The organism is Chlamydiifrater volucris (assembly GCF_902806995.1).
GTDB classification, from domain to species: domain Bacteria; phylum Chlamydiota; class Chlamydiia; order Chlamydiales; family Chlamydiaceae; genus Chlamydiifrater; species Chlamydiifrater volucris.
This window is the reverse complement of sequence record NZ_LR777654.1, coordinates 481,785-494,087: the sequence shown is the minus strand read 5'-3', so window position 1 is coordinate 494,087 and position 12,303 is coordinate 481,785. Positions and strand designations below refer to the sequence as shown.

11 protein-coding genes are annotated in these 12,303 nt (G+C 39.6%); 4 read left to right on the top strand and 7 right to left on the bottom strand.

Annotation, left to right across the window (positions count from 1 at the left end; genetic code table 11):
• Nucleotides 1-316 precede the first annotated feature (316 nt).
• The 4 genes from lpxD to recR form a co-directional block, all read right to left on the bottom strand.
• Nucleotides 317-1,387, bottom strand: coding sequence for a UDP-3-O-(3-hydroxymyristoyl)glucosamine N-acyltransferase (gene lpxD / locus KJA62_RS02125; RefSeq protein ID WP_213318389.1), 1,071 nt, complete (start codon nucleotides 1,385-1,387; stop codon nucleotides 317-319).
• A gap of 30 nt (nucleotides 1,388-1,417) precedes the next feature.
• Entirely contained in the window at nucleotides 1,418-1,939 is a 522-nt protein-coding gene (locus tag KJA62_RS02120; protein WP_213318388.1) for an OmpH/Skp family outer membrane protein, read from the bottom strand.
• Between the two features lie 66 nt (nucleotides 1,940-2,005).
• Nucleotides 2,006-4,369, bottom strand: a complete 2,364-nt coding sequence (bamA, locus tag KJA62_RS02115) for an outer membrane protein assembly factor BamA (protein ID WP_213318387.1) — start codon at nucleotides 4,367-4,369, stop codon at nucleotides 2,006-2,008.
• 181 nt (nucleotides 4,370-4,550) lie between these two features.
• Nucleotides 4,551-5,153 (bottom strand): recombination mediator RecR, encoded by a 603-nt coding sequence (recR, locus tag KJA62_RS02110; RefSeq protein ID WP_213318386.1) that lies wholly within the window; start codon nucleotides 5,151-5,153, stop codon nucleotides 4,551-4,553.
• Between the two features lie 137 nt (nucleotides 5,154-5,290).
• Between recR and KJA62_RS02105 the strand changes: the two genes are divergently transcribed.
• From KJA62_RS02105 to acpP, 4 genes are all read left to right on the top strand, one after another.
• Entirely contained in the window at nucleotides 5,291-6,289 is a 999-nt protein-coding gene (locus KJA62_RS02105; RefSeq protein WP_213318385.1) for a beta-ketoacyl-ACP synthase III, read from the top strand.
• Nucleotides 6,290-6,295: 6 nt separating this feature from the next.
• Nucleotides 6,296-7,222 carry an ACP S-malonyltransferase gene (gene fabD / locus KJA62_RS02100; protein WP_213318384.1) on the top strand — a complete coding sequence of 309 codons (927 nt, stop codon included), beginning with the start codon at nucleotides 6,296-6,298 and terminating at the stop codon, nucleotides 7,220-7,222.
• A gap of 12 nt (nucleotides 7,223-7,234) precedes the next feature.
• Complete coding sequence (gene fabG, locus KJA62_RS02095; RefSeq protein WP_213318383.1) at nucleotides 7,235-7,987, top strand: 3-oxoacyl-ACP reductase FabG; 753 nt, start codon at nucleotides 7,235-7,237, stop codon at nucleotides 7,985-7,987.
• Between the two features lie 64 nt (nucleotides 7,988-8,051).
• Nucleotides 8,052-8,285: an acyl carrier protein gene (acpP, locus tag KJA62_RS02090; protein ID WP_213318382.1), complete on the top strand. Its 234-nt coding sequence runs from the start codon at nucleotides 8,052-8,054 to the stop codon at nucleotides 8,283-8,285.
• Nucleotides 8,286-8,350: 65 nt separating this feature from the next.
• Here the strand turns inward: acpP and KJA62_RS02085 are convergent, their stop codons facing one another.
• The 3 genes from KJA62_RS02085 to KJA62_RS02075 all read right to left on the bottom strand — a co-directional run bounded on the left by KJA62_RS02085 (nucleotide 8,351) and on the right by KJA62_RS02075 (nucleotide 12,293).
• Nucleotides 8,351-8,767: a cyclic nucleotide-binding domain-containing protein gene (locus KJA62_RS02085; RefSeq protein WP_213318942.1), complete on the bottom strand. Its 417-nt coding sequence runs from the start codon at nucleotides 8,765-8,767 to the stop codon at nucleotides 8,351-8,353.
• A gap of 25 nt (nucleotides 8,768-8,792) precedes the next feature.
• Nucleotides 8,793-11,564: a hypothetical protein gene (locus KJA62_RS02080; protein WP_213318381.1), complete on the bottom strand. Its 2,772-nt coding sequence runs from the start codon at nucleotides 11,562-11,564 to the stop codon at nucleotides 8,793-8,795.
• A 90-nt stretch (nucleotides 11,565-11,654) separates the two neighbouring features.
• Nucleotides 11,655-12,293 (bottom strand): hypothetical protein, encoded by a 639-nt coding sequence (locus tag KJA62_RS02075; protein ID WP_213318380.1) that lies wholly within the window; start codon nucleotides 12,291-12,293, stop codon nucleotides 11,655-11,657.
• Between the last annotated feature and the right edge of the window lie 10 nt (nucleotides 12,294-12,303).

Here is a 12,303-nt window from a genome sequence, read left to right as displayed (position 1 = left end):
CATTGTTAACGCTACTCCAGAAACTAATCCAAGAGTTTGACTATAGTTTTTATCACATTGAAAAGAAGAATTAGGTTTAGAAACACCTTGTTTCATAGGGGGGGGGAGGGAAATATATTAATGAGTAGACTAACAAACTAAACGAAGCAGCCAAGTCACTCACAGAAGAGACTCTAATAAGCTTACAACTCTTGATAAAGAAAACTAGAGGACTATCAAAAGCAGGCTCAAGTTTACCATCTATAATGATTTACGAAAATGAATCCCTCAAAAACGAATACGATTCTTAAATACGAGAATTAAAAAAACATTTCGATTACTCGGTAGGATTGAAAAAATGCACTTTTTGCTTTATATCCTCTAGCTGTTGCTCGAGAAGACAAATCCTGGCATCCATCTTTGGAAGATTGCGGGTTTTCGCTATAATTCGATGAATTTCCTCGTAAGGTCTTGCCGGAGCTCCTCCGTAAACACCGGGGGAAGATATAGTTTTGGAAACCCCTGTTTGCGCCATCAGCATAACGTTGTCACAAATAGAAATATGTCCAGCAATACCAGATTGTCCGCCGATAACAACTCTATTTCCAATTTTTGTCGAGCCAGCAATACCAGACAATGACACAATAATAGAGTGCTTTCCCACTTCAACTTGATGGGCTATCTGGACAAGATTATCAATCTTTGTCCCCTGCTTGATGATAGTCTCTTTAAATCGCCCTCTATCAATAGTGGTGTTTGCACCAACTTCTACATTATCTTCAAGAACCACCCGCCCCAGGTGTTTCAAATGAACATGATTCCCAGATTTATCTAGGCTATACCCAAAACCACAAGAACCTATCACAGCTCCGGATTGAATGAGCACATTATTACCTATAGTAACCCGCTCTCTAATAACTGCTCGAGGATGTATGTTACAATTGTTTCCTAAAACAGTTTCAGCGCCAATAAAACTTCCTGCCCCAATAAAACAATTATCTCCAATGACCACTCCTTTGCTAAGGACGGCTTGAGGTTCTATAGTTACATTCTTTCCCACAGTAACTGTCTCATGAAGAGTGGCTTCAGAAGAAACGCCTGAAAAACCATTATCAGCTTCAGAAATGAACAATTCGATGACTTGCTGAAAAGAGAGGGAGGGGGTAGAGCTAATTAGAAAGTTTTTGGACATCCCTACTGATTTGGAAGCTTCTTGAGGAGAAATGATAATAGCTCCAGCCTGAGTTTTGCCTAAGAAACGCCGATACCTCTCATTCTCAATAAACGCAATCTGATGGCCCTGGGCCTTTTCTATCTCTTCTACACCAGAGATCACAACCTTTGGATCTCCTTGTAACTGCAGTCCACAAATCTCAGCCAACTCTTTCAAGGTGTAGCAAGACTTCATTTTTTATCCTTAAAACTAACTAGGGTTAAATTATTTGTGTGAAGCTATTGTGGAATCCAAAGCTTTTATTACCTCATCAGTAACATCATAGCTCTCAGACGTAGCTAAAATAGCTTCTTCATTAAAGATCACTTGTAATCTTTTTTCTTTACGGACCTTTTCTGAAGCTACTTTAACTTCCTGTATCAATTTCTGCACTCTTCTATAATTGTGCTGATTAAGCAGCTGATAAGACTGATTTTGATAGACATTATACTCTTGAGAAAGCTCTTCAAACTTCTTCTGCAACTCTTCAGTCGCTGAAGAAGAAAGACTTTCCATGTAATCTTCGTCTTGAAGCTTTTCGTAAAGAGATGACAGCTCCTTTTCCATCTGTTCAGCATTAGATGCAAACTGCTTCTTTAACGTCTCCAGCTCTGCTGTTTCTTTTTTGCCCAGCTCAGACTCTTCAATACATTTTTTTAAGCTAACGTAGCCTATCTTGCAATCATTGCCATAAGACGAAATTCCAAGGAGACTAATAAGAAGGGTGATAGGTAATATCTTTCTCATACAATCCTAAAAATCTAGAAATTTGTTAAAAGCCAATTTTAGGCAGCAAACCCAATAGAACCTGATTTAGAACATTCCTCCCAAAGCAAAAAAGAACCTCTGGGTAACATTGATTTTTTTTCCATCAAATATCTCCGTTGGTCGGAAAGGCCATCCAAAGCCCATCATAACCGGAACATTATTCATTACATCAAACCGCAAACCAAATCCGGCACTTCCTCTCAAGTCTCTAAGATCTATCTTATACTCTTTTAAACCAACAAAACCAGAGTCCATAAACACAAACGCGCTCACATTCGGCTGTGTGACTAAAGGATACTGAAACTCTTCCGAGAGAAGTAAGGAGGTAAGTCCTCCCTTAGGTTCATTTTCCGAATACTTAGGCCCAATGATGAAGGATTTATAACCCCTAACAGTGGTCTCTCCTCCTAAGAAAAATCTTTCACTTATAGGAACTCCATCAATCGTGGTATCACTGAATGGCTTAATAAATTGAGCTTCTCCCCGAAGTTTTAAAACCCCCTTTCTTGTTAGCTGCCTATAAACCGATCCAGAAAGTTTCAACTTCGTGAAATGGTAAGTCCCTCCTAAGCCAGAGACCTCAAAATTTATATTCGCTCGAATTCCATTCTTAGGATTCCTTGGGGGAGTGACAGAGTCATAAATCAAATTAGTTCCTGCAGCAGAAACAAACCCTTTGTTTGTCGAGGGATCCGGACCTACCTGGTCTTGTCTATTTTTACGTTCTAAACTCGTTTGACTACCCCGATAATACAAACCGTAACGAAGATTTTTGGTGATGATATATGTCGTACTAACATTTCCGCCGTACGTCTCTACTTCATAATCTTTGGACAGGGCCTTATTAATGGACTTATCTAACTCTACTCCGAGTATCCAAGGAGTATTAAGAAAATGAGGCTTTGTCCACTTCAGAGTATAGTCGGTAACCTTTTCCCCAAAGTTTGCCTTTAGGAAAAGATATTCACCACCACCTCGCAAACAACGGAAACCTTCACTAAGAAAGTTGCGAACACCTAAAAGATAAAAATTACTTTCAGAGAGCTCTATCCCCCCAAACAAATTGTCCAAAGAGCTAAAACCCAAAAACAATCCCAAGTTTCCAGTAGACGTCTCAGAAACTTCTACATAAATATCTCGATACTGTTCTGAAACGTTTAGGGGATCTAATTGAGATCGAACCGTGTAAACACTAACGCTATTAAAATATCCCGTATTCCTTAACCGCTGTTCTGTTTCCTCTAAATTCGATTTGTTAAATCTATCGCCAGGAAACAGACAGCTTTCGTGCAAAATAACATCCTGCTTGGTTCTTGTATTTCCCGTGATTTTAATCAACCCAACTTTGTAAGGTTCTCCTTCCACAACAGAATAACAAACATCGTAGACGGGGAGAGAGGGATGTAAACTGAAAGAAACTTCTACATTGGCATTAATGTAACCGTATTTCGCATACAAGTCCCTAATTTTTTGGGAAGTCGTCCAAATCTTTTCTGAGCAAAACAAATCTCCAGATCCTATCAACATTTGCTTCTCTACTGCTTTTTTAGGCAGACAAGCAAATCCTTCTACATGAACATGCCCTAGTCTATATTTGGGTCCTTTTTGCACGTCAAAACAAAGTATTATATTTCCTTTGCTATCAGTCTCTTGCTGCACATCAACCCTAGCATCAGCATAACCCAAGTTCTGAAGATAGTTCGTAACTCCGAAAGCATCTTGCTCTATCATTTCCGGATGGTATAACCCGGCTCCAGTAAACCAGCTGAAGCACGGGCTATAAGCCTTGGTGACCATGAATTCCTGGACATCATTTCTTTCCGACCTCGTCAGACCACAAAGTTTAAGCTTTTTAATCCTACCGCAAACACCTTCTTTAATATTAATTTTAATGTCGATGACACCCTGACTCTCATCGTGATCTAGCTCGTACGAGAGGTCCGACTCAAAAAATCCTCTTTTAAGATAGGACGTTCTTAAAATCTCAAAAGACTTAAGAAACTTCTCCCTTTCGAACTGGGCGTCCTGAGAAATTTGCAGTGTGCGCAAGATCTTGTAGTCAGAAAACTCTTTATTTCCAATGATCTCTATCTTGCGAATTACAGGCTTTTCCACAAGAACAACCTTGACATAGGCCTTTCCCTCCGAAAAAGAAACCTGAGGATCAACTCGATCATAATCCTTAGATAAGTCTCTTAAGTCTTTATCAAACTCTGTCTGAGAAAATAACGACCCCTCCTTAACCTTAATGTCAGGAGTTTTACACCTAGACTTACTTCGCTTACCTTCGACAACAATCTCGACCTTATCAACCACCGAACGATTATCCCCAACAATCTGCCCTGCAGACATTGTTATGGAAGATTGAAGCAAAACTAACAGGAGTAAAAAATTACGCTTATCTTTCATGTATGGGACACCTATAGAGCAATCACTCAATGCGACTTTCAAGTGGCGCAAACCCCCAGAACAACAAACCTAAGACCTGCTGCCAGACAATAGACGCGCTCACACCCGGCTGGGCCAAATAGAAGGGTAGCAACCCAGCCAAATGCGAGATCTTAGAAAAACAAAAGCTTTTAGCGCAAGATTAATATGAATTCCTTCCGGAGAAGGCTCTGGCCAGAGTCCCGGAGTCCACGTAATCAAATGATAACCCCATAGGAATTCCCAGGGCTAACCTGGATATAACCACACCACATTCCATAAGTTCTTCTTTTATAAACATGGCTGTAGTATCCCCCTCTAAGGTGGCATCAAAAGAGATAATAACTTCCTTATAGTTTTTTTTCTGTATTCTTTCTTTTAGCATCTGCACCCGAATAAGCTCAGGTTTTTTCCCTGTAATAGGCGAGAGCAAAGATCCCAAAACATGATAGTTACCACGAAAAACTTTTGCCTTTTCTAACAAAAAAACATCTTTACAAGATGCTACCACGCAAAGCTTTTCAGATTCCCTGTCTGAATCTGTGCAGAAAGAACAATCTTCCGAAGCCTCCTTTAGACAAAAGCACTCAGAGCAAAAAGACACGCTCTCAGAAACATCATGAATAGCAGACGATATCTCTTGCAACTTACTTTCTGGCCACAATAACATTTCGAAAGCAAGCTTCTCTGCGGTTTTGTAACCAACTCCGGGCAATCTTTTTAAAGCAGAGATCAACCTAAACAAATACTCTGGGTACTTAATCATAATTTTATTTTACACATACAAACAGGAGCTACTCACAGGTTAACAAATCTTGTAGAGTTCGTCGAGATTGAAATAAAGGTTAGAGTATAAACTCCTCTATTAGTATACTCCTATTTTTTCTATTTAGATGGTTTTTTGTGAAAAAGATAAGGGCAGCAATATTAGCAACAGGTTCCTACCTTCCCAAGAGGGTATTATCTAACGCAGATTTAGAAAAAATAGTGGACACCTCTGATGAGTGGATTATTTCTCGAACAGGAATGAGAGAAAGAAGAATAGCAGAAAAAAATGAAAGCACGTCCTCAATGGGGGCACGGGCTGCTGAACAAGCTATAAGAAAAGCAGGGATTGCGAAAGAAAACATTGACTGCATCATTTTTTCAACATCAGCTCCAGATTATATCTTTCCTGCTTGTGCAGCTTTGGCTCAAGATTATTTGAATATGAAAGATATTCCGGCATTTGATTGCCTGGCTGCATGTACGGGCTACTTGTATGGGATCTCTGTGGCTAAGGCTTATGTTGAATCAGGCTTGTACAGCAACGTATTATTGATAGCAGCCGACAAATTGTCTTCTTTCGTTAATTACAGAGATAGAAACACATGTGTTTTATTTGGAGATGGAGCTTCCGCAGCAATCATCGGGAAAGAACAACCCGGCTCTTTAAGCATCTCTAACGTATGCCTAGGCGCTGACGGAAGCATGGCGGATCTTCTTAGTCTTCCTGCAGGGGGAAGTAAACTACCCGCATCAAAGGAGACTCTTGAGAAAGATCTTCATTACATAACCATGGAGGGAAAAGAAGTTTTCAGACACGCTGTACGACGTATGGAGTCTGCTGCTAAGGAGTGCATAGAAAAAGCAGGCCTTCGAGAAGACGATTTAGATTGGCTGGTTCCCCATCAAGCCAACGAACGAATTATTGATGCCATAGCCAAGCGATTTGGAATTGATGAAGAAAAAGTCTTCAAAACTGTAGGCAAGTATGGTAACACAGCAGCCTCTTCGGTTGGAATAGCTTTGGATGAATTGCTTTCTAAACACTCTGTAAATGCTCAAGATAATCTTCTTTTGGTAGCTTTCGGAGGGGGACTTTCTTGGGGTGCTGTTGTTTTAAATAAAGTGCAGGGATAGCGCAGGATGAATAAGGGAGTTGCATTACTGTTTTCAGGACAGGGTTCTCAATATGTAGGCATGGGAGAAGATCTTAAAAACTCTTATCCAGTTGCTGCTGAGGTGTTTGAAAAAGCTGATGACATTTTAGGTTTCAAACTCTCATCTCTAATGTTCTCTGGCCCCAAAGAAACACTACTAGAGACTGTCAATAGTCAGCTAGCTATCTACGTTCACGGTATAGCTACCCTAGCTGTGATTAAGTCGCTTACCAATATCAATGTTTGTTGTACGGCCGGTCTTAGTTTAGGTGAGTATACGGCCCTCACAGCCTCCGGAGCTGCTTCTTTCGAAAAAATTCTGCCTCTCATAAAGATCAGAGGCCAATTGATGAACGATGCTTGTTTGCAAACCGGTGGAGGTATGGCTGCTGTTATCGGCTTGTCTCCGGAAGTCGTTGAACAAACTACTGCAAGCATCGGAGATGTTTGGGTAGCCAATTACAATGCACCGTCTCAGATTGTGATATCTGGCGTTAAAGAAAAAATTGACGAGTCTATAACAGTTTTCAAGTCAATTGGAGCAAGAAAAGTTATCCCATTGAATGTTTTTGGAGCCTTTCATTCTCCGCTTATGCGTTCAGCGGAGGAGGGCCTTGTGCCTCATCTTGAGGAGCTAAATCTTCAAGAAACTCCTATCAAAGTGATTTCTAACTACTCTGGGGATTTTTGCGAATCTATGGAAGTTTTTCGTTCCCAACTGCTTCGACAAATAACTTCCCCAACTCGCTGGTATCAAGGATGTTTGTCCATGGACGATAAATGCGATTTGTTTTTAGAAGTAGGTTGTGGAAAGGTTTTGGCTGGAATAAATAGTTTAATTGGCGTTACACACCCTACTCAAAGCATAGGTTGTGTAAAAAGCGTAGAGAAGTTTTTATCGAATATGAAATAATGAAGGGCGCTTATGAAAAATTTTCTCGAAGGGAAGCGAGCCATAGTTACTGGCGGGAGTCGTGGCATAGGATTTGGCATAGCTAAAGCTTTTATCGAATATGGAGCGACAGTAGAAATTTGGGGAACCAATGAAAACGGATGCCAAAAAGCTGTTGAGGAACTATCTGCTTTAGGGGGAGTTGGTAGCGTTTCATATTCCAAAGTGGATGTGACTTCTTCAGCACAGATTCAAGACGCTATGTCCTGCTTCTTAAGAAATTACGAAGCCCTAGACATTTTAGTCAACAATGCAGGAATTACCAGAGATAACCTGCTTATGAAAATGAGCAATGAAGACTGGGAAGCTGTTATACAAACGAATCTATTTTCAGTTTTTTATACTTGCTCGGCAGCAATCCGTCATATGATGAAAGCTCGGTCAGGTTCAATTATAAATATTACTTCTATCGTAGGCAAAACAGGAAACCCTGGTCAAACGAACTATGCAGCCTCTAAAGCTGGAATTATCGGATTTTCTAAAGCCTTAGCTAAGGAAGTAGGTTCTAGAAATATCCGAGTGAATTGTATCGCTCCAGGATATATACAAACGGACATGACTGCTTCATTAAAAGAAGAACTGAAAGCTTCTTGGATAAAAATGACTCCTCTAGCCCGTTTGGGCAACGTAGAAGATATAGCTGGAGCTGCGTTATTTTTAGCTTCACCTTGGTCTTCCTATGTGACATCACAAGTCATAACTGTTGACGGAGGAATAACTTCATAATATAGGGGAACCTAGGGAAGGTTTTCGCAGAGTGAAATTATAATTAATCGAAAAGGAATTATAAATGAGTTTACAAGAAGAAATCATAGACATTGTTGTAGAACAGCTCGGAGTAAGCAAAGAAGAAGTGACCCTTGATAAATCTTTCATTGAAGATTTGAACGCGGATAGTCTTGATTTAACAGAATTAATTATGACTTTCGAAGAAAAATTTAATTTCGAAATTTCTGAGGAAGAAGCTGAAGGTCTTCGCACCGTCAGGGATGTCATTGAATTCATTCAGTCTAAACAATCATAACTCCCCATTTCTTATATCGAAATTAATTGACAAGTAAAAGCTTCAAAGGATTTTGAAGCTTTTTTTTATCCTCTGCTCCTAAAAGAGAACTGTTTTGAATATATCTCTAAAATTGAGAGCGCTACTGAAGGGCATTCTTCTAATACACTGAAAAATTGACCCTTGCTAAGAGCTAACACTCGCACAGAGGTTTTTGCCGATGCAGAATACTCCCTAAATTTATTATTAAATAAGCTTTCTTCTCCAAAGCACTCTTCGGGTTTAAGTTCATCAATAATTTCCTTAGCTGCTCCCTTAATCACCACAATTCCTTCTGCTATAATATACAGACTGTACCCTGGCTGGCCTATTTCAAAAATATCTGATTTAGGTTTAAATATGAGATTATCAGTTCTATCTGCGATAGCCAATAAGACATCCATATCGAGAGAACCAAAAAAGGAGGTTTTCTTTAATAGGAAAGCTTTGTCGATAAGATTCATAGAATATGTAGTCATACTAACCTACTCAAATGGGGAAAAAACTTTCTTTTATAACTATAGCATCCTCGGAAGTTTCCGTTTGCTGCCATGTCGATGGATTATACGAAGGATCAATAACCGACAATTCTTTCTTGAGCTGCCTAGCAGTGAGTTTATTTAACCTAGACGGAGACGATTCCATGTGTTGAAGAAGCTCTTTCAATGAGAGGGGAGTACCTCCCATTTTCAAAAATTTCTTACCTAAAAGTCTATCCCCATCAGGAATGGTAAAAGGCTCTATTAGAGAGAATAACCCGCTATCACAACATTTTTCTAAAGATTCTAAAGCTTGAGCCCTGGTCTTTTTATTTTTTCCCGTAAGGGCTCGGGTCAAAATATCAGATTTATCAGCACCTCCGATAAATCCTAGTATTTCCAAGATAAAATTCACCTCTGAGTCGTAGTTAGACTGAAGTGTATGATGAAGCAAGGAAAGATCATATTTTGGGTAAGTCTGTCGTATTATCTCTTTATGATAGGCGTAAAAACACGCTTTCTGCACCTTCGTCTTCACTATATGATAAGCATTCTCCTTCAAAGAACCAGGAGAAACCTTGCTTAAAATCCGAGCGCAGAGCACTCTTGTGCGATTATGCATCGTGTTATCAGTAAATATTTCCAATAACTTTTCCGTAGTGTCCTCGGAAAGGTTCGCGATAATCTGCTCAGCAGATCGTCTTGCCTTAGCTTTTAAGTTAGTAGCTGTTAATAAAAATTCTCTCACTGTGGAGGAATCTAAAATGATTCCTAGTGCATGCATGATGTCGATAGTACCTTCAAGATGCATAGGCTCTTTGAGCATTTTCATTAAAATTTTGAAATACTCTTTCTGATGTGGGCGAATAGATGATCTAATAGCCCTGCAGACTTTTAATCTAATTTCTGGAGAGGATTGTTCTGCGTATTTAAAAATTACTTTCAGGTTATTAGGATTTCTTTCAAATTCTAAAACTGTCAGTCCTAACAGCAAAGAATTTTCATCCGAAGACCTTAGCAAATTTTCTAATAAAGCATCAGCTAATATCCTATATTCGCCTTCGAGATAGTACTTCCTTACTGTAAGGATTGCAGCTAACAACCTGTATGGACAATTGTCTTCTTTCAGATCTTGTAGTACGGACTGGGGAGAAAGAAAAGACTGATCAGCAAAGTATAAATGAATTACTTCCTTTATTGCTGGGTGAGGAATTGCATTATTCCACCTTCTAAGAAACCCTATCGTCAAAGGATCCTTGGCCCATACAGAACTCTTTAGCATCTCCAATGCTTTGATTTTATTCGGTAGACTAAACTTGTTCATATTTTCTAGAAGTCTTGGAAGAAGATTCCTATTCCCCATACCAAGAATGTTTTGGAAGGCAAACATTCGATTTCTCTCATTTGAATGCTTCAAATTGGTAAGAAAAAGACGTTCTATGTAACGTTTCTCTTTGGGAGCCATTAGTTTTAACCACCCTTTTAAGGTTTTCCCCCAAAAAACAACGTGCGAAGAAAGATTAACAAAAATAGCTTTGGAATACTCTGAACGCAAGACAAATCCTACGATAGTAGCAATTAAGGCTATTAACAAACTGAATCTAATTTGGGCGTTTAGCAAAAAACATAGAAACGAGCAAAATAGCATTCCTACAGGCTCTAGAAAAGATTCTATAGCTATTCTTAGCTGATTCCTCACTCTATTAGGGACACCATAGATCAGCAATTGCAGATTATTATCATCCAGTGCATAGGTAACCCCTTCCCTAGCAATCATTCCAAGAACGGCTATACCCAATGAATCCTTAAACAAAAGTAAAACAAAGAATTTTAGAAAACACAATGGAGCAATCATAACAATGTTACTAACGCCAATTTTTCTAACAATTCTGCTGTATGCAAACAGGGCAAAAATCATGTTCCCTAAAGATATCCATAATGAGCAAGTCCCCAGAAAAGAAACCAACTCATACTCTGAATTTGAAGAAGAAAACACCTTAGAGAAGGTTTTCATATAGTTGAATTCAGTAGTCACAGCCAGGAGCTGCATAAGGAAGTAAAAAGCTAAGAGGTAAAAGGTGAACTTGTCCTTAAAACAAATTTTTATAGACTGCCAGAAATTCGGGAAGTACTCTGTTTCCAAGTAGTGGTGGTGATCATCGGAAAGCTCATTGAGAGATCTCGATATATACATCACTAGAGGGAAAACAAGAAGTAGACAGGTAATAAATCCCAAGAGAACCCCAGAAACTCCTAAATAATTAATAAACCAAGGGATACTACCACTACCTAAGGCATCTCCTAAAAAGATAACCGCATTGAAAATACAAAAATATTTTTTGCCATCCTGGATATCAAAAAATTGGTCTGTAAATCCCCAAAAAGTTGTGTATGATAAGACAGTTAAGCTCCAAGACAAAGTACGATAAACGAAAAATGCCGTACGTAGTTTACTAGGAGAACCAAACGAGAAAAAACCTAACATTACCATGTTAGAGATGGCCATTCCTGCAACAGAAATAACAAAGAGCATGGTTGACGACAGCCTTTTCTTTGTTATGTTGTAAAGAAAAAACGCTGAACAAACACACAAAAACACGGAAGAGAAAAAATAAATAGTAGGCAACCTGCTCGCGCCAACATTTTCTAGGAATAGCCCCTCAGAAAGAGTGAGGGTTCCGTAGCAGCCAATTCCCCAAACAAGACCCAGACAAAGAAACAGCCCAGTCCTAAATTCTCCACCGAAATCTAAGTTCAGCAGTAGGCGAACGGCTTTCTGCATCTCTGACACCTACCAAAAAAGAAACACAGCTATTTTATGTTTAAAAGCATAAAATCACAACTTTTATTTGAATTTAAAAAAAGTTTTTAATTAACTCGTCCCAATAGAATTATACCGAACCTGTTTGGAAGCATAAAGACTGATACTAATTACACTAATTGTGCAAATAATAGCCGCTATAGAAGCGCTTACAATAGTCCAAACAAGATTAGCTTGCCCCTGCATTAAACAGGTAACTTGGGGAAGAATTCCTACCAACCCTAATACACAAAGAGCTATCGCTGCCACGGCAACTAGCGTGATAGCTAGCAGAAGGGCAGCTAAAAATACAGGGCCACATGAAGAGGAGGGTGGAAGGGGCCTAGAGAAACGGCAATTTTTTCGTATTGAAAAAGTATCTTCCTTGACAGCTCTAAGCTCAGCAGATTGCTGAGCCAACTGCGACCGAATCAAAGAAATCTCTTGAATAAGCGCCTCAGGGGAAGCAGCGGCAGCAGGAGAGGGAATGGTCCAAAGCGGAAGACCAGACGTCATTTGCGCTCCGGAAGGAAGAAAAAAACCTCCCGACGTTCCTGTCCCTCCAGGCCTAGCCGCACTCAACATCTTGTTAAGAGCCTCCACAGGAAGACTCACAATCCCTCCAGAAGAGCCCTCTCCTCCAACATCCTCCTCTAAGAAAAGACCGCTCTTTTTCCCGCTCTGACCTACATTTCCCGTTGCTGATGTCATAATCTGTCCG